This window comes from Rhodococcus sp. MEB041, assembly GCF_030208955.1.
GTDB lineage: Bacteria > Actinomycetota > Actinomycetes > Mycobacteriales > Mycobacteriaceae > Rhodococcoides.
In genome coordinates, this window is sequence record NZ_JARVSZ010000001.1 from 339,181 (window position 1) to 355,836 (window position 16,656).

Here is a 16,656-nt window from a genome sequence, read left to right on the forward strand (position 1 = left end):
TCGTGACTCCGCGTACCTCAGCCGGTAGCAGGGAGCATGGGTGTTCGCCGGAAACCCTGCGCCGCGTCGAGCAATGTGTCGAGGGCTGCGCGAAGGCATTCGACGTAGCGTTCCGGGTCCGGTAGCAACTGGACGTGGGAAGACACGGTGACGATCATCCGCGAGCCGTGACTGACGGCGACATGGGCCAGGTTGACGCCGTCGACGGTGGGCAGAGGCGCGAAGACTCCGGTGACCGGTGCACCACACACCTCCATCGGCGCTGCACCGTACGGGATATTGCTGACCATGGTGTTCATACTCACTCGAACAGGGTCAGGAGGCGCGGACGGTTGCAGACGCGCCGCGATGCGCTGGAACACCGCCGGCGCCACCGACGCCGCGTTCGGTGGCAGGGCTCCCACCCTCGTGGTGACTTCGGACTTCGCCCGTGACGTCGACGAGGCGACGGCACGGACACGGTCCAATGGGTCCGTTATGTGGGTGTGCATGGACACCACGGCGAACGCCAGCTGATTCGCCGTGGTGGACCCGCTTCCGGAGCGCACGTTGACCGGGAAGGAGACGCCGAGTGTCTCGTCAGGTGTTTCGTCGACAGTGGCGAGGTAGGACGACAGACCGAGACCGACGACCGACAGCAGCACGTCGTTCACGGTGGCACCGGGGACAGCGGAGCGCACTGTCCGCAGATCGTCGACATCGGCGACGAAGTAGCCGAAGGTCATGTCCGGCGTGACCCGTCGATTGAATCTGGTGGCCGGGAACGTCGTGGTGGAGCGCGACGGGATCGTGCCCTCGAGCTCAGCTCTCCGCTGTGCTCTGTGGCGCACCATCACCGCCTTCGCGAAGACAGCCAGCTCCCGCGGTAGTCGCGCCACTGCCGCCGCTGTCGTGGGTATCGGTCGTATCCGTCGCACGAAGTCGTCGTCGTGGAATCTGCTGACATCCGCGTCCGACGGCGCCAGCATGCGGTGGGCGAGCGCCGAGGTTCCCATACCGTCGATCGCGCAGTGGTGGACCTTGAACAGCATGACGGTGCCATTGTCGGGAACACCCTCGGCACCGTTCAGTCCAGTGACGAAATGGATCTCCCACGTGGGTCGTGAGTAGTCGAAAGGCTGGGACGAGACCCTCGCGACACACTCCGCGAGGTAACTGCCGCCGGAGTCCGTGGGGGCCCGATGCAGGAACACGTGGCGCTCGATGTCGACGTCGCACGAAACCCAGTGCGGCATGGTCAGGTCCAGGGGAGTGGGCACCAGTCGACGGGTGAACAACGGGTGGAAGCTCGTCACCGACTCGGCAAAGGAAACTGCCTCCCCGATCGAGACTTCGTGACCGCGGTGCGGTCTTTCTCCGAGCACGTAGCCGTGGACGATGCTGCCCGGCGTACGAGCCGATTCGAAGTAATAGTTCAAGGCGTCCCGCGAGGTTAGCGGTTCACCGATCGATCCACCTGCACCGTTCGACACGACGGCTCCTAGCTTGTCGACTTTTTCCCGAACCGAAACAAACCATACACCTTTTACGGCGGGCTCGAACGAGGACAGATACGGGTACTCGGAGGATGAGAGGACGGGTCGCCGTCGTGCGCCTTACACTCCGATGAACGCACGCGCTCACGACCACAGGGAAATGATGTCGAAACTGACCAGAACGACGCGGTTGTCCATCGCGGGGGTTCTCATCGCGTCTCTCGTGACCATCGGCAACGCCGGGGTCGCGGGCGCGCAGAACGGACCGTCGAGTTCCCCGGCGGTGGTCGCCGGGACGCCTGGCGGAGCACGCGTCGTCGATGTCGAGCACGTGGGCGGGCTGCGATACCTCGTCGACGTCTACTCACCGTCGATGGACACGGTGGTCCCGCTGCAGATCTTTCGTCCAGCCGACACATCCGCGCCCCGACCGACGTACTACCTCCTGAACGGTGCGAGTGGCGGAGAGGATCCCTCCAGCAACTGGCCCGATCAGACCGACGTCGAATCCTTCTTCGCCGACAAGAACGTCAATGTCGTCATTCCGAGGGACGGAGCATTCAGTTACTACACCGACTGGATCGCAGATGACCCGGAACTGGGACGCAACAAGTGGAAGACGTTCCTGACGGAAGAGTTGCCCCCGGTGATCAATTCGTCTCTCGGGACCACCGGTACCCAAGCGATCGGGGGCATCTCGATGGCAGCCAGTGCCGTTCTCATGCTCGCGGCCGACGCCCCCGGTCTGTACGCCTCGGTGGCGTCGTTCAGTGGTTGCGCGAGCACGTCCGACGACCTCGGCCGTGCGTGGGTGAAACTGGTGGTGGAGGCCCGCGGTGGCGGCGACACCACCAACATGTGGGGCCCTGACGGCGGACCCGAGTGGATCGCCAACGACGCACTTCTCAATGCCGAGAAGCTGCGGGGTACCCCCCTGTACTTGTCGACGGGCAACGGTCTGCCCGGCTTCGACGACACCTTGGCGAGTGCGCGCATAGCCGGCGACGTCCCGGCGTTGGTCAACAGGGTTCTCGTCGGCGGCGGTATCGAGTCCATCACGGACTCCTGCACGCGTGCGTTCGCTGGAAAGCTCTTCGATCTGGGTATTCCGGCAACTGTCAACTTCCGCAACGGTGGCACGCACTCGTGGGCCTACTGGCAGGACGATCTGCACGAGTCCTGGCCGATGGTGGCCGGATCCCTGGGCCTCGACAAGTGAGCAGACAGTCGGAGAACGGGAGTGATGAAAGCGTGAACACCGACAGACGACCCACCGTCTCGATCGTCGTGCCCGTGCTGAACGAGGAGCTTTTCATCGCTCCGTGTCTGGACCATGTGCTGCCCCAGATCGACGAGGTGACGGAAGTGATCGTCGTCGACAACGGGTCGAGCGATCGCACTGTCGAGATCGTCGAGGCATACATTGCGCGAGACCCTCGAATCCGCTTGGTGCACGAGCCCCGTAAGGGACTCTTCCACTCGCGCGCAGCAGGTTTCCGGGCCGCCACGACGGACATCGTCGGTCGGATCGACGCGGACACGCGTATCGCGCCCGACTGGGTCGCCGCCGTTCGACGCGCGTTCGAGACCACCGATCCGGCTCGGAGGTTGGGTGGCGTGACGGGGCTCAGCGCTCCTTACGATTCTCCGTTCAGCAGATCGAAGAAGCTGCTGGTCGAGGTACTCGTGCGCACGAAAGCCATCGGAACCGGCAAGACGATCGCCAACATGCACGGTGCCAACATGGCAGTCAGTCGCGAGGCGTGGGACGCGGTCGAGGACCAACTCACCCCGCGTGCGGATGTACACGAGGACATCGACTTCGCCTTGTGCCTCAGGGAGGCAGGTTTCGCGATCATTCAGCCGGCCGACATGTGGGCCGACGTGTCTCCTCGGCGAGCGTTGACTCCCCCCTTGCAGTACACCTCGTTCGTTCGGGCCGGCATCACCAGCTTCGAGATCCATGGTCGAGGACACTGGACGTTGCGTTGGTTGGTCGCGCCTGTGACGTGGCTCTCGCACGCGGTCTTCTGGTTCCCCTACCGCGCATACGATCCGACCACGCGGCGCTTCTCGGTGCGCCGGCTCGTCAGTCGCCAGGAGTTCCGGCCGGCAGCGCTGTCGGAAGCACCTCCCGGGAGCTGACCGACAGCAGAGCACCGGATGTCACCGCGGGCAGGCCGGAGGCCGGTCGGATGTCACCGCGGGCAGGCGGAGGCCGGTCGGAAGTCACCGCGGGCTGACCCACACGGTGATGTCGGCGTGGACGACCTCGGTGCCGCCGGCGTCGCGCAGGCTGACCGGGATGACGAGTTCCACGCCGCTGGTCACCGATTCCCAGTCCGGCCGATCGTCGAGCAGCGCGGTGGCGGTGAGCCCGGATCTGCCGGGGGCCAGGTACTGGACGTTCATGCCCTTGGGGATCCACCGGTGGGTCGTGGGGATCGTCGCCTCGGCGAGCATCCCCATCGCCACCTCGGCCAGATTGCAGGCCGCGATGGCGTGGAAGGTGCCCAGGTGGTTGTGCACTCCGAACCACGTGGGCCCGGAGACCACGCACCGCCCGGGGGCGAGCTCCCGTACGCGGGGGAGGACCGTGGCGAAGAAGGGCACGCGGACACACATTCCCGCGGAGAACGCCAGGGAGCGGGTGATCCCGCCGGGGAGTCGCTGCCAGAGCGCGTACGTGCTGGTGACCGTTGCCATGGCTGCACCTTACTCGGCGGTAAGTTGGTCGGGCGCGGTAAATCCGCGCGCTGACCGGTCGTCCGCGCTGGTTGCACCACGTGCGGATGGGTACCACCTGCGCGGATCGCTGCGATCGACCGTGTGATCCGGCCGCGCTACCGCCTCGATTTGAACTCGACCCCCGGCGTGGGTCATACTGTTCGGGTTGCCTTGACCGAGGTGATCTCTGTCGTGCGTGTTGCGACGTGATCTCGCGGTCGAGGTATGCGACGAGAACGACATGCAGTGATTGCGCCGGCACGATGGGCGCATCCGGTTCGCGTTCTCCCGCCGGTCGAGTTCGGGCCGAGGGAGAATCATGTGCGGGAATGCGACACGCCCGACCGCGTGGACCGGAGAACCATGACAGATGAACAGCGGCAACGGATTCCTCCTGGCCACGCGTGTGCGTGGATGCGAGAGTCCGCCACGTTCGTCCTCATGGATGCGCCTCGCGCTCGGCTTCATGCCGGCGTCGGGTCAGCACACTGCCGGGTTCTCCGGATCGACATCCGGAGACGAGAGACCTGACCAACGGTTAACCAGGGCAAGGAAGAGGACATAAGCGTGGCGGGACAAAAGATCCGCATCAGGCTCAAGGCCTACGACCACGAGGCGATCGACGCGTCCGCGCGCAAGATCGTCGAGACCGTGACCCGCACCGGGGCACGCGTGGTCGGACCTGTGCCGTTGCCCACCGAGAAGAACGTGTACTGCGTCATCCGTTCGCCGCACAAGTACAAGGACTCTCGCGAGCACTTCGAGATGCGCACGCACAAGCGACTCATCGACATTCTCGACCCGACGCCGAAGACGGTCGACGCGCTCATGCGCATCGACCTGCCGGCAAGCGTCGACGTCAACATTCAGTGAGCGCGGAGACAACCATGACTGACAACATCAAGCGTCCGGCCAAGGGCATTCTGGGCACCAAGCTCGGCATGACCCAGGTCTTCGACGAGAACAACCGCGTCGTCCCGGTCACCGTCGTGAAGGCTGACCCGAACGTCGTGACCGCGATCCGTACCGAGGAGCGCGACGGCTACAGCGCCGTCCAGGTCGCCTTCGGTGCCATCGATCCCCGCAAGGTGAACAAGCCGGTCACCGGCCAGTTCGCCAAGGCAGGCGTCACGCCTCGCCGCCATCTCGCGGAGCTGCGCGTCGCCGACGCCGCAGGCTACGAGATCGGCCAGGAGCTCACCGCAGCCGAGTTCGAGGACGGCGCTTTCGTCGACGTCACCGGAGTCAGCAAGGGCAAGGGCTTCGCGGGAACGATGAAGCGCCACGGCTTCAAGGGCCAGGGCGCGAGCCACGGTGCGCAGGCTGTCCACCGCCGCCCCGGTTCCATCGGTGGCTGCGCGACCCCCGGCCGTGTCTTCAAGGGCATGCGCATGTCGGGCCGCATGGGTAGCGACCGCATCACCACGCAGAACCTCTCGGTGCACAAGGTCGATGCCGAGAACGGTCTGCTGCTGATCAAGGGTGCGATCCCGGGCCGCAAGGGCGGCGTCGTGATCGTCAAGAGCGCAGTGAAGGGTGGTGCGCGAGCATGACCAGTCTCGAGAAGAAGACCGAAGCCAACCTGACGCTCGACGTCAAGGAGCTCGGTGGCAAGACCAACGGCACCGTCGATCTCCCCGCCGAGATCTTCGATCGCACCGCGAACATCGCGCTGATGCACCAGGTCGTCGTCGCGCAGCTCGCTGCGGCACGTCAGGGAACGCACTCGACGAAGACGCGTGGCGAGGTCCGCGGTGGCGGCAAGAAGCCGTACCGCCAGAAGGGCACCGGCCGCGCACGTCAGGGCTCGACCCGCGCACCGCAGTTCGTCGGCGGTGGCACCGTCCACGGCCCGCAGCCGCGCGACTACAGCCAGCGCACCCCCAAGAAGATGATCGCTGCAGCTCTCCGCGGTGCCCTCTCCGACCGGGCGCGCAGCGAGCGCATCCACGTGATCGCCGAGCTCGTCGCGGGACAGGTGCCCTCCACCAAGGGTGCTCGCACGTTCCTCGCGGAGCTCACCGATCGCAAGAAGGTTCTGCTGGTCATCGGCCGCGCAGACCTGGCCGCATGGAAGTCCGTCCAGAACCTCGACGGCGTTCACCCCATCGCGCCCGATCAGCTCAACACCTACGACGTCCTCGAGGCAGACGACGTGATCTTCAGTGTCGAGGCACTGAACACGTTCATCGCAGGACCGGCCAAGGCAGCAACGGATTCACAGGAGGAGGACAAGTGAGCACCATTGCCGATCCCCGCGACATCCTGCTGGCCCCGGTCATCTCGGAGAAGTCGTACGGGCTCATCGAGCAGGGGACCTACACGTTCATCGTGCACCCCGACTCGAACAAGACGCAGATCAAGATCGCTGTCGAGAAGGTCTTCGGCGTGACTGTGACCAGCGTGAACACCGCCAACCGGCAGGGCAAGCGCAAGCGGACCCGATTCGGCTACGGCACGCGTAAGAGCACCAAGCGCGCGCTCGTGACCCTCTCGGCCGACAGCAAGCCCATCGAGATCTTCGGAGGCCCGGTCGCGTAAGCGGCCGGAGCTCAGAGGGTCCTCGAGGATCAAGGGACGAGACAAACATGGCAATTCGTAAGTACAAGCCGACCACTCCCGGTCGTCGTGGCGCGAGTGTCTCCGATTTCGCGGAGATCACGCGCTCGACACCGGAGAAGTCGCTCATCCGCCCGCTGCACGGCCGCGGTGGCCGCAACGCACACGGCCGCATCACCACCCGTCACAAGGGTGGCGGTCACAAGCGCGCCTACCGGCTCATCGACTTCCGCCGCAACGACAAGGACGGCGTGCCGGCCAAGGTCGCTCACATCGAGTACGACCCCAACCGCACCGCCAACATCGCGCTGCTGCACTTCGCAGACGGTGAGAAGCGCTACATCATCGCGCCGAAGGGCATCTCGCAGGGTTCGCCCATCGAGTCGGGTGCCACGGCCGACATCAAGCCCGGCAACAACCTCCCGCTCCGCAACATCCCGACGGGTACCACCATCCACGCGGTGGAGCTTCGTCCGGGTGGCGGCGCCAAGATGGTTCGCTCCGCCGGTGCCGGTGCTCAGCTCCTCGGTAAGGAAGGCGCCTACGCCACGCTGCGTATGCCGTCCGGTGAGATCCGTCGAGTCGACGTGCGCTGCCGCGCCACCGTCGGCGAGGTGGGCAACGCCGAACAGTCCAACATCAACTGGGGCAAGGCCGGCCGTATGCGCTGGAAGGGCAAGCGCCCGACCGTCCGTGGTGTCGTCATGAACCCGGTCGACCACCCGCACGGTGGTGGCGAGGGCAAGACCTCCGGTGGTCGCCACCCGGTCAGCCCGTGGGGACAGCCGGAAGGCCGTACCCGCAAGAACAAGCCGAGCGATCAGCTCATCGTCCGCCGCCGCCGCACCGGCAAGAACAAGCGATAATCAGGAGGGAGTAGCAGATGCCACGCAGTCTGAAGAAAGGCCCGTTCGTCGACGACCACCTCCTGAAAAAGGTGGACGTTCAGAACGACAAGGGCACGAAGCAGGTCATCAAGACCTGGTCACGCCGCTCGACCATCACCCCCGACTTCATCGGTCACACCTTCGCCGTCCACGACGGTCGCAAGCACGTCCCGGTGTTCGTCTCGGATGCGATGGTCGGACACAAGCTCGGTGAATTCGCGCCGACGCGGACCTTCAAGGGTCACATCAAGGACGACCGGAAGGCGAAGCGGCGATGACCAACTTCACCCCCACCGACAACCCGATCGCCCGGGCCACGGCCAAGCACGTTCGCGTGACGCCGATGAAGGCCCGTCGCGTCGTGGACCTGGTCCGCGGAAAGAGCGTCGAGGATGCCCTGAACATCCTCAAGTTCGCACCGCAGGCTGCCAGCGAGCCCGTCGCCAAGGTCGTTGCCTCGGCAGCGGCCAACGCGGAGAACAACCTGGATCTCGATCCGAGCACGTTGATCGTCTCGGCTGCATTCGTCGACGAGGGCGCGACCCTCAAGCGTTTCCAGCCTCGTGCCCAGGGTCGTGCGTTCCGCATTCGTAAGCGCACATCTCACATCACGGTCATCGTGGAGAGCCTGCCCAAGACCGGCGGCTCGACACGTGGTCGCCGGAAGGGAGCTCAGTAGTGGGCCAGAAGATCAACCCGCACGGCTTCCGCCTCGGCATCACGACCGACTGGAAGTCCCGCTGGTACGCAGACAAGCAGTACGCGGAGTACGTCAAGGAAGACGTGCAGATCCGCAAGCTCCTCGCCACGGGCATGGAGCGCGCCGGCATCGCCAAGGTGGAGATCGAGCGCACCCGTGATCGGGTTCGCGTCGACATCCACACCGCGCGTCCGGGCATCGTCATCGGTCGCCGCGGCGCCGAGGCGGATCGCATCCGTTCCGAGCTCGAGAAGCTGACCGGCAAGCAGGTCCAGCTGAACATCCTCGAGGTCAAGAACGCCGAGTCCGAGGCACAGCTCGTCGCACAGGGTGTGGCCGAGCAGCTCTCGAACCGTGTCGCTTTCCGTCGTGCGATGCGCAAGGCCATTCAGTCGGCCATGCGTCAGCCGAACGTCAAGGGCATCCGCGTTCAGTGCTCCGGTCGCCTCGGCGGCGCGGAGATGAGCCGTTCCGAGTTCTACCGCGAAGGTCGCGTTCCGCTGCACACGCTGCGTGCGGACATCGACTACGGCCTCTACGAGGCGAAGACCACCTTCGGTCGCATCGGCGTGAAGGTCTGGATCTACAAGGGCGACATCGTCGGTGGCAAGCGTGAAGCTGTCGCCGCCGCTGCTCCGGCAGGCGATCGTCCCCGTCGTGAGCGTCCGTCTCGTCCGCGTCGCAGCGGTGCCTCGGGCACCACGGCGACCAGCACCGAGGCCGGCCGCGCAGCGACCGCAACCGCTGATGCACCCGCTACGACCGAGCAGAAGGAGGGCTGACGCATGTTGATCCCCCGTCGGGTCAAGCACCGCAAGCAGCACCACCCCAAGCGTTCGGGTGCCGCCAAGGGCGGAACTCAGGTGACCTTCGGTGAATACGGCATCCAGGCTCTCGAGCCCGCCTACATCACCAACCGTCAGATCGAGGCAGCCCGTATCGCCGTCACCCGCCACATCAAGCGTGGTGGCAAGGTCTGGATCAACATCTACCCGGACCGTCCGCTCACGAAGAAGCCTGCCGAGACCCGCATGGGTTCCGGTAAGGGTTCGCCGGAGTGGTGGGTCGCCAACGTCAAGCCCGGCCGCGTGCTCTTCGAGCTCAGCTACCCGGACGAGCAGATCGCTCGTGAAGCACTGACGCGCGCGATTCACAAGCTGCCGATCAAGGCACGCATCATCACGAGGGAGGTTCAGTTCTGATGGCTACCGGTACCCCGGCTGCCGAGCTCCGCGAGCTCGGCGACGAAGAACTGATCACCCGCCTTCGTGAGTCGAAGGAGGAGCTGTTCAACCTCCGCTTCCAGATGGCCACCGGCCAGCTGGACAACAACCGTCGGCTGCGCGTCGTCCGCCACGAGATCGCGCGCATCTACACCGTGATGCGCGAGCGTGAGCTCGGGCTCGCCGCAGGTCCTTCCGAGGACACGGCAGGTGACGCAGCATGAGCGAGGAAACAGTGACCACTGAAGAAGCACGCAACAGCCGGAAGACGCGTATCGGTTACGTCGTCTCCGACAAGATGCAGAAGACGATCGTCGTCGAGCTGGAGGACCGTGTGAAGCACGCCCTCTACGGCAAGATCATCCGACGCACCACCAAGGTCAAGGCCCATGACGAGAACGGAGTCGCCGGCGTCGGCGATCGCGTTCAGCTCATGGAGACCCGCCCCCTGTCCGCCACGAAGCACTGGCGACTGGTCGAGGTCCTCGAGAAGGCCAAGTAGGACCTGCAGCACCCATGGACGACCCCGCACTCCTCGTGAGTGCGGGGTCGTTCTGCGTTCTCCGGTCCTCGCTACGATGGCCGGACGAGAGGGGATCGGCATGGACAGTGTGATGCAGTTCGCCGGCCAGTACTGGTGGCTGTGGTTCGTCTTCGGCGGGTCCATCGCGGGTGCGGCCAAGGCGGTCAGCGCCGCCAACGAGCGACGTGCGGATCGTCGCCTCGAGCGGTACCGCATCAAGCAGCAGGCCAAGGTCGCAGCGCTCGAACTCTCGAAGTCCACGAAGCAGGACGCGGAGACACAACGTCGATCCGTCGAGAAGGCGCTTGCCGAGCACGACGACGTGAACGCTCGGTGGTTCGCCTACGAGACCGACGTCATCAACCTGCTCGAGTTCCCCATGATGACGAACATGCGCGACCCGATGACGGTGGCCTTCCACCGCGCCAAGCTCGAAGCCGACTCGCTCCGGCCGTCGGCGGCGGACGAACTGGTCGGCGATCCGGAGGCGCAGCGGCTCTACCGCTCGGCCGTGCACGACTACGCCGTGGCGTTCACCGCCGCCGAGTCCGAGGCGAAGCGTCGTCGCCGCGGAAACTTCAGCGAGGCGGAGCAGAACCGACTCACTCGCGCGCAGTCGCTGCTGCGCATGGCCTTGGACGGCGCCTCGACCCCCGCCGAGCGGCAGGCGGCGTACCGCAAGGCGCGCACCGAGCTCGAGGGCCTGGTGACGCTGCCGACGACGGCGTACGCACAGATCGAACAGCGGATCGCGGGGGCGTTGGAGGCGTAGGCGCGGTCAGCCCGTGACGTCCACGTCGTCGACCGCCACCGTCTCGCCCCGGCGATGCGCCATGTAGTCGCGCAGCTCCCGCCTCACGACGGGAAGCAGCAGGTAGAGGCCGATGATGTTGACGAAGGCCAGGGCGAACAGCGCCGCATCCGCGAAGTCCAGTACGGATCCGAGCGACAGCACCGTGCCGACGACGGTGAAGAGGCAGAAGATTACGTTGAAGCTGTGCTTGGCGAGGGCGCTGCGGCCGAAGAGGGACGTCCACGCCTGCGAACCGTAGTAGGCCCACGTGATGGCGGTGGACAGCGCGAAGAGCGCCACCGCGACCGTCAGAATGTACGGGAACCAGGGGAGCACCGTCTCGAACGCGTCCGAGGTGAGTGTGACGCCGCCGGCAGGAAGAGCGCCGGTCTCCGCGACGATGTCGCGCTGGTCCTGCCAGGACTGCGTGTTCGCGATGACGATCGTCAGAGCGGTGGCCGTGCAGATCACGACCGTGTCGATGAACGGTTCGAGCATGGCCACGAATCCCTCGGTGACCGGATGACGCGTCTTGACTGCCGAGTGCGCGATGGAGGCCGAACCCAGTCCCGCCTCGTTCGAGAACGCGGCGCGCTGGATGCCGATGATCATGACGCCAGCACGCCACCCGCCACGCCCGTGGGGGAGAAGGCGCCCGTCACGATCGCACTCATGGCGCCGGGGACCTGCTCGATGTTGACGGCGATCACCACGGCGCATCCCAGCACGTAGACGATGGCCATGGCGGGCACCAGCTTGGCCGTCACGGCGGAGATGGACTTCATCCCGCCGATGATGACCAGCCCGATCACCACGGCGACGACGAGCCCGAAACCGAACTTCGCGCCGTCCGAGCCGAGGAAACCCTCGTCGCCACCGGTGACACTGCGCACTTGAGCGTAGGTCTGGTTCGCCTGGAACATGTTTCCGCCGGAAATGCCGAAGAAGATGATGATGACGGCGTAGACGGTGGCCATGATCTTTCCGACCCGGCTCATCCCGCGTTCCGCGAGCCCCTTGGTCAAGTACTTCATGGGACCACCGGAGACGGTGCCGTCCTCGTGGACGTCGCGGTACTTCACACCCAGCGTGCACTCGACGAACTTGGTGGCCATACCGAGGAAGCCGGCGAGGATCATCCACAGCGTGGCACCGGGTCCGCCCAGGGTGACGGCGACCGCGACACCGGCGATGTTGCCGAGGCCGACGGTGCCGGACACGGCGGCGGTCAGCGCACGGAAGTGACTGACCTCGCCGGGTGCGGTGGGGTCGTCGTGCTGTCCTCGAACCAGTTCCACCGCGTGTTTCGCGCCGCGGACCTGCAGAAACTCGAAGATGATCGCGGCGGCCAGGAGCCAGAGCACGACCAGTGGTACCGATGCCCCGCCGATGTCGACGGAGAAGAAGACGACGGTGGTGACCGCCTCGGTGACGGGTTCGAAGGTGGAATTGATGGCATTCTCGATGGTGGTGAGGGTGCCACCATCGGCCGCAAGGATCCGGGGTACGGAAGTCATGTCTCACTCGACCCCGGCATCCCGGATCCTGCACGCCTTCAGGCGTATCTGACCGATCCTTTACCTGATCTTGACCTCAGGCCAGACGCTTCTCAGGACTCACCGTCTTCGACGGATCCTTCTCGACGATGTCGCCCAGCGCCTCGTCGATCTTGGCGAGCACGTCGGCGTCGAGGGTGACGTCCTGCGCCTTGACGTTGTCGGCGATCTGCTCGGGACGAGACGCGCCGACCAGTGCCGCGGCGATGTTGTCGTTGGCCAGCACCCAGGCGATGGCGAGCTGCGACATCGTGATGCCCAGGTCGTCGGCGATCGGCTTCAGCTTCTGCACGCGCGTCAGCGTCTCGTCGTTCATGTAGCGCGAGATCATGTCCGCGCCGCCCTTGTCGTCGGTCGCGCGCGAGCCCTCGGGAAGCGGCTGTCCGGGAACGTACTTGCCCGTGAGGACGCCCTGAGCCAGCGGTGACCAGACGACCTGCGAGATACCGAGTTCCTTGGACGCCGGGACCACGTCGGACTCGATGACGCGCCAGAGTGCGGAGTACTGAGGCTGATTGGAGACGATGGAGAAACCGCGCTGCCGGGCCAGTGTCTGCGCTTCGCGGAGCTGGTCCGCGGTCCACTCGGACACGCCGATGTACAACGCCTTGCCCTGCTGGACGACGTCACCGAAGGCGGCGATGGTCTCCTCGAGCGGCGTCTCGTGGTCGTATCGGTGCGCCTGGTAGAGGTCGACGTAGTCGGTGCCGAGGCGTCGCAGAGAGTTCTCGATGCCCTCGAAGATGTGCTTGCGCGAGAGCCCCGTGTCGTTCGGGCCCTTCTCGCCGACCGGGAAGTACACCTTGGTGAAGATCTCCAGACCTTCACGACGCTCGCCCGCCACCGCCTTGCCCAGCACGGTCTCGGCCGCGCCGTTGGCGTAGACGTCCGCGGTGTCGAACGTCGTGATGCCGGCGTCGAGAGCCGCCTTCACGCAGGCGGTCGCGACGTCGTTCTCCACCTGCGACCCGTGGGTGAGCCAGTTGCCGTAGGTGATCTCGGAAACCTTGAGCCCGCTGTTGCCCAGAAATCTGTAAGCCATGCGAACAACGCTACTCGCGCGCTGGCGCCATGACTTCTCCTGTCACTCGCGCGCCAGCGCGAGGACCTCCTCTTCGGTGGGGGGACTCTTCGGGTGGAAGGTGAGGCACAGGGGAGTGGCCGTACGCCGGAACTCCGAACCCTCGACGGCCGCGTAGAACTGACCTGCGGGGAGACGTCCGACGTCGGGTACGGAACCGCCCTTGGCGCGCGCCATTTCCTGCGCCGCCTGGATCTGGGCGGGACTGTTCAGCAGGCCATAGAACTGGGTGGCCGCGTTTCCGGCGATGCGATTGTGCAGCCCCTTGGGTGCCTGTGTCGCAAAGACGAGGCCCAAGCCGTACTTCCGGGCCTGCGACGCGAGTGCGAGCGTGCTGTGCGTGGCCGGTGTCGCCTTGTCCGAGGGCGCGTAGTTCTGCGCCTCGTCCATGACGAAGAGTCCGCCGAGCGGTCGATCACCCGCCGGGTTCTTCTTGATCCAGGCGAAGAGACCCATCTGCAGCTGATTGACGAAGCTCTGCTTCTGCTCCTCGGTGGTGAGCCCCGAGAGGTTGATGACGGACACGCGCGCCTTCTTCCCCTCGGCCGGGGTGAGCAGCACACCCGGATCGACGGGAGTGCCGGACCCGGCGAACATCGGGTCGTTGGTCATCGCGGCCTTGAGGTTCTCCGCGAGGTCCGCGGCGATGCGAACCGCGTCCCGCATCTCGCTCGCATCCGGCGGCAGGTTCTCCAGCAGGTCGATGAAGTCGGACATGTCGCCGGCCGAGCGCCGGCCGAACCCGTCGAGTGCCGCGCGCAGCACCGCCTGGCGGTGCTTCGCCTTCTCCGTGGTGCCCGTCGCCAGTGCGGCGGGAGCCAGCGCCGCGAGGCCCGACTCGACGGACGCGTCGAACTCGTCCTTGTCGTTCACGACGCTGGCGAAGTCGGGGAGCGGCTGGAAACTGAGCGGCCGCCCCGACGACTTGCGCGGAGTCCAGATGACGACGTCCGTGTCCCGCAGGTACGCAGCAGCTTTCGCCTCGTCGCCCGGCGGCCACGTGCGCTCGTCCTCCGGCCACGGTGTCCCGAGGCGGGCGAGATCGTTGTTGATGTCGAGCACGATCGACGAGACACCGTGCAGGGCACACTCCTCGACCAGCCGGCGGATGAGCACGGTCTTACCGCTGCCCGATCCGGCGAAGATCGCCGTGTGCTTGCGCAGCGCCTCGAGCGGAATGCGGACCTCGGCGTTGGTGCTGAGCTCCGTCCCCATCTCGATCTGCTCCCGGCGCGGAGTTGCCGCTGGAGCCTGCGACACCTCGGGTTCGATGAGTGCCTGATCGTCGTCGACGACGCTCGCGTCGGGCAGCACCTCGCGGAACAACGCGATCTCGTGCGCCGGCTTGCGAGCGAGCAGCCACGACGTGAGGGCCGGCGAGTTCTCCGACCGGAGAGCGCCCAGGGCGTGCAGCGAGCGGCGATCGTCCTCGCTCAGCGGCACCTCGACACCACCGGCGCGGTGCAGCGCCGCCACGGTCTGTTCCGTCTTCGCGCCCTTGGGCCACGGTGCGTTGCGGATGAGGATCAACCGACGGCGCGGCATGTCGATGTGGAGACCCGCCGCAGTGACGGCCCGCTCGATACGGGCCAGTGCCGCACGGGCATTGGTGGAGGAGACGGCGCGGAAGCACCAGTGTTCCTCGTCGTCGGTGTCGCTGTCGACGGTGTGGCGGAGCCGTGCGTGCAATGCTGGGCGGCCGCTCGGCGGAGGATCCTGCGCGAGGCTGTCGTCGGACGACTGGTGCTCGTGGATCCAGGCGTCGAGACCGGCTGAGAGCAGTGCCGGGACGAGGCTGTCCTCGGTGCCGGGTTCGAGCGGTGTCGACACGTCCGCGGCGCTGCGCAACTGCGCGTACCGCTCGTCGAGCGCCTCGAGTTCGGATCGCTTGGCCGTGGGGAGCGACGGTGTGTCGGATCCACCTCCGCTGGAGGCGAAGTCGGTCAGTTCCGTCGCGACCCCCGTCTCGAGGCAGTGGCGGATGTGCTTGTCGACGGCGATGAGCAGCTGGCGGGGAGTGAAGTCCGGCGCCTTGTCGAACGCGTCGACGGCCACCGGCCATGTCGGGTGCGGGGTGGCGAAGCCGACCTCGCGGAAGCACGCCTCCAGGCGACGCTCGAGCAGCAGGCGGCCGACGTCCGACGACGGAATCGGCTTGAGCCGCTGCGTCACCCGGAACCGGTCACGCATCGGTGCGACCCCGCGAGCGGCGATCAGATCCCACGCGCTCGACAGCGCCGACAACACGGAGGCGGTGCGCGGCAACGTCTCACGGAGAGTCATCAGACCGTGGGCGAGCTGCTCGACCACCTTGTCCTCCTGCTCGTCCGCGTAGTCCTTGTCGGCGCCGGTGCGCGCCTGCGCGACGAGGGTGTCGATCTGGTCGATGGCGAGGATGGTGGGACCCGTGATCGCGAGCAGTCGGGAGATGTTCTCCGCGATGCCCTGGTGACCGAGCTCCGCGCGGCGGATGCCCCACGACTCGAACTCGTCGGCGTCCACGTCGTCGATCGACTGCAGGTAGGCGTCACCGATGTCCTGCACGGCCGCGTCGGGTGCGATCGAGAGGACCAGGGCACGCAGGGTGTGCTGGGAGGTCCGACGATGGCGGGGGTGGGCCTTGTAGACGCCGGTGACGAACTCGTTCAGCGTGTCGGCGTCGATCATGTTCTCGCCCATGACCTGTCGCCGCTGGTCCTCGCTCACGCCGGCGATGTCGCAGAGCCGCCGCAGGACCAGGCGGAGCTGACTGTCGTCACCGCGACCCGACGGGCGGTTGAGGTCGTCGAGCATGCCCATCAGCGTCGAGCGCCAGAAACCCGCGGCGTCGAGGAGCCGGATGAGGAAGAAGTAGCCGCCGCGCGACTGCACCTCCTCGCGGACCTGCCCGAGAAGGTGCGTCTTGCCGGAACCCGCGGGGCCCTGCACGACGACGCCGAGCGGACTGGCGTCGTCCGAGTTCTCGGCGTCGGTGTACGCACTCATGACCTCGGTGAACACCCGCTCGTGCATCCCGGGCACGTGGACGTCCGACTGGGAGCGCCACACGTCGTCGGGTGTGGGGGCCCAGCTCAGCCGCACCGACTCGAGAGCGCGGATCTGTTCGGACTTCGTGGTCGTCATCGTGGAGCC

18 protein-coding genes and 1 pseudogene are annotated in these 16,656 nt (G+C 66.2%); 14 read left to right on the plus strand and 5 right to left on the minus strand.

Translation table 11 applies throughout. The annotated features are described in order from the left end of the window. Positions 1 to 17: 17 nt before the first annotated feature. The gene (locus QRN16_RS01640; RefSeq protein ID WP_285184398.1) at positions 18 to 1,472 is read right to left on the minus strand and encodes a wax ester/triacylglycerol synthase domain-containing protein; all 1,455 of its coding nucleotides are present in this window, start codon (positions 1,470 to 1,472) and stop codon (positions 18 to 20) included. 163 nt (positions 1,473 to 1,635) lie between these two features. On the opposite strand from QRN16_RS01640, the gene QRN16_RS01645 reads away from it, so the two are divergent. Further along, positions 1,636 to 2,694 (plus strand): alpha/beta hydrolase, encoded by a 1,059-nt coding sequence (locus QRN16_RS01645; RefSeq protein ID WP_222639355.1) that lies wholly within the window; start codon positions 1,636 to 1,638, stop codon positions 2,692 to 2,694. 32 nt (positions 2,695 to 2,726) lie between these two features. Next, the gene (locus tag QRN16_RS01650; protein WP_222649731.1) at positions 2,727 to 3,620 is read left to right on the plus strand and encodes a glycosyltransferase family 2 protein; all 894 of its coding nucleotides are present in this window, start codon (positions 2,727 to 2,729) and stop codon (positions 3,618 to 3,620) included. A gap of 84 nt (positions 3,621 to 3,704) precedes the next feature. Here QRN16_RS01650 and QRN16_RS01655 read toward each other — a convergent pair whose 3' ends face one another. After that, entirely contained in the window at positions 3,705 to 4,181 is a 477-nt protein-coding gene (locus QRN16_RS01655) for a hotdog fold domain-containing protein (protein ID WP_027504645.1), read from the minus strand. A gap of 588 nt (positions 4,182 to 4,769) precedes the next feature. On the opposite strand from QRN16_RS01655, the gene rpsJ reads away from it, so the two are divergent. From rpsJ to QRN16_RS01715, 12 genes are all read left to right on the plus strand, one after another. After that, positions 4,770 to 5,075, plus strand: coding sequence for a 30S ribosomal protein S10 (rpsJ, locus tag QRN16_RS01660; RefSeq protein WP_003938093.1), 306 nt, complete (start codon positions 4,770 to 4,772; stop codon positions 5,073 to 5,075). Positions 5,076 to 5,089: 14 nt separating this feature from the next. Then, a complete protein-coding gene (rplC, locus tag QRN16_RS01665; protein WP_027504646.1) occupies positions 5,090 to 5,755 on the plus strand; it encodes a 50S ribosomal protein L3 in 666 nt (221 codons plus the stop codon). Further along, entirely contained in the window at positions 5,752 to 6,441 is a 690-nt protein-coding gene (rplD, locus tag QRN16_RS01670; protein WP_285184399.1) for a 50S ribosomal protein L4, read from the plus strand. Before rplC ends, rplD begins: the two co-directional genes overlap by 4 nt. Continuing rightward, on the plus strand, positions 6,438 to 6,743 hold the full coding sequence (gene rplW, locus QRN16_RS01675) for a 50S ribosomal protein L23 (protein WP_027504648.1): 306 nt from the start codon (positions 6,438 to 6,440) through the stop codon (positions 6,741 to 6,743). The genes rplD and rplW overlap by 4 nt, the downstream gene beginning before the upstream one ends. Before the next feature lie 47 nt (positions 6,744 to 6,790). Next, the gene (gene rplB, locus QRN16_RS01680; protein ID WP_027504649.1) at positions 6,791 to 7,627 is read left to right on the plus strand and encodes a 50S ribosomal protein L2; all 837 of its coding nucleotides are present in this window, start codon (positions 6,791 to 6,793) and stop codon (positions 7,625 to 7,627) included. Between the two features lie 17 nt (positions 7,628 to 7,644). Next, a complete protein-coding gene (rpsS, locus tag QRN16_RS01685; protein ID WP_027504650.1) occupies positions 7,645 to 7,926 on the plus strand; it encodes a 30S ribosomal protein S19 in 282 nt (93 codons plus the stop codon). Beyond that, on the plus strand, positions 7,923 to 8,327 hold the full coding sequence (gene rplV / locus QRN16_RS01690; RefSeq protein WP_027504651.1) for a 50S ribosomal protein L22: 405 nt from the start codon (positions 7,923 to 7,925) through the stop codon (positions 8,325 to 8,327). Before rpsS ends, rplV begins: the two co-directional genes overlap by 4 nt. Beyond that, a complete protein-coding gene (gene rpsC, locus QRN16_RS01695) occupies positions 8,327 to 9,130 on the plus strand; it encodes a 30S ribosomal protein S3 (RefSeq protein ID WP_027504652.1) in 804 nt (267 codons plus the stop codon). The genes rplV and rpsC overlap by 1 nt, the downstream gene beginning before the upstream one ends. A 3-nt stretch (positions 9,131 to 9,133) precedes the next feature. Then, positions 9,134 to 9,550, plus strand: coding sequence for a 50S ribosomal protein L16 (rplP, locus tag QRN16_RS01700; protein ID WP_027504653.1), 417 nt, complete (start codon positions 9,134 to 9,136; stop codon positions 9,548 to 9,550). Beyond that, on the plus strand, positions 9,550 to 9,795 hold the full coding sequence (gene rpmC / locus QRN16_RS01705; protein ID WP_027504654.1) for a 50S ribosomal protein L29: 246 nt from the start codon (positions 9,550 to 9,552) through the stop codon (positions 9,793 to 9,795). Before rplP ends, rpmC begins: the two co-directional genes overlap by 1 nt. Then, complete coding sequence (rpsQ, locus tag QRN16_RS01710; protein ID WP_042575434.1) at positions 9,792 to 10,073, plus strand: 30S ribosomal protein S17; 282 nt, start codon at positions 9,792 to 9,794, stop codon at positions 10,071 to 10,073. Before rpmC ends, rpsQ begins: the two co-directional genes overlap by 4 nt. A gap of 100 nt (positions 10,074 to 10,173) precedes the next feature. Then, entirely contained in the window at positions 10,174 to 10,866 is a 693-nt protein-coding gene (locus QRN16_RS01715; RefSeq protein ID WP_056442399.1) for a hypothetical protein, read from the plus strand. Positions 10,867 to 10,872: 6 nt separating this feature from the next. Here the strand turns inward: QRN16_RS01715 and QRN16_RS21780 are convergent. The 3 genes and pseudogenes from QRN16_RS21780 to QRN16_RS01735 all read right to left on the minus strand — a co-directional run bounded on the left by QRN16_RS21780 (position 10,873) and on the right by QRN16_RS01735 (position 16,647). Continuing rightward, a pseudogene (locus QRN16_RS21780) lies at positions 10,873 to 12,404 on the minus strand (alanine/glycine:cation symporter family protein). A gap of 76 nt (positions 12,405 to 12,480) precedes the next feature. Continuing rightward, positions 12,481 to 13,485, minus strand: coding sequence for an aldo/keto reductase family protein (locus QRN16_RS01730; protein WP_285184402.1), 1,005 nt, complete (start codon positions 13,483 to 13,485; stop codon positions 12,481 to 12,483). A gap of 42 nt (positions 13,486 to 13,527) precedes the next feature. Beyond that, positions 13,528 to 16,647 carry a helicase HerA domain-containing protein gene (locus tag QRN16_RS01735; protein WP_285184403.1) on the minus strand — a complete coding sequence of 1,040 codons (3,120 nt, stop codon included), beginning with the start codon at positions 16,645 to 16,647 and terminating at the stop codon, positions 13,528 to 13,530. Positions 16,648 to 16,656 lie beyond the last annotated feature (9 nt).

What these genes read in the sequence shown, in the direction of transcription:
- QRN16_RS01645 (WP_222639355.1), top strand. Translation starts at nt 1,636, where the DNA reads ATGATGTCGAAACTGACCAGAACGACGCGGTTGTCCATCGCGGGGGTT.
- rpsS (WP_027504650.1), top strand. Translation starts at nt 7,645, where the DNA reads ATGCCACGCAGTCTGAAGAAAGGCCCGTTCGTCGACGACCACCTCCTG.
- rplB (WP_027504649.1), top strand. Translation starts at nt 6,791, where the DNA reads ATGGCAATTCGTAAGTACAAGCCGACCACTCCCGGTCGTCGTGGCGCG.
- rpmC (WP_027504654.1), top strand. Translation starts at nt 9,550, where the DNA reads ATGGCTACCGGTACCCCGGCTGCCGAGCTCCGCGAGCTCGGCGACGAA.
- rplP (WP_027504653.1), top strand. Translation starts at nt 9,134, where the DNA reads ATGTTGATCCCCCGTCGGGTCAAGCACCGCAAGCAGCACCACCCCAAG.
- rpsQ (WP_042575434.1), top strand. Translation starts at nt 9,792, where the DNA reads ATGAGCGAGGAAACAGTGACCACTGAAGAAGCACGCAACAGCCGGAAG.
- rplD (WP_285184399.1), top strand. Translation starts at nt 5,752, where the DNA reads ATGACCAGTCTCGAGAAGAAGACCGAAGCCAACCTGACGCTCGACGTC.
- QRN16_RS01730 (WP_285184402.1), bottom strand. Translation starts at nt 13,485, where the DNA reads ATGGCTTACAGATTTCTGGGCAACAGCGGGCTCAAGGTTTCCGAGATC.
- rplC (WP_027504646.1), top strand. Translation starts at nt 5,090, where the DNA reads ATGACTGACAACATCAAGCGTCCGGCCAAGGGCATTCTGGGCACCAAG.
- rplV (WP_027504651.1), top strand. Translation starts at nt 7,923, where the DNA reads ATGACCAACTTCACCCCCACCGACAACCCGATCGCCCGGGCCACGGCC.
- QRN16_RS01655 (WP_027504645.1), bottom strand. Translation starts at nt 4,181, where the DNA reads ATGGCAACGGTCACCAGCACGTACGCGCTCTGGCAGCGACTCCCCGGC.
- QRN16_RS01735 (WP_285184403.1), bottom strand. Translation starts at nt 16,647, where the DNA reads ATGACGACCACGAAGTCCGAACAGATCCGCGCTCTCGAGTCGGTGCGG.
- QRN16_RS01715 (WP_056442399.1), top strand. Translation starts at nt 10,174, where the DNA reads ATGGACAGTGTGATGCAGTTCGCCGGCCAGTACTGGTGGCTGTGGTTC.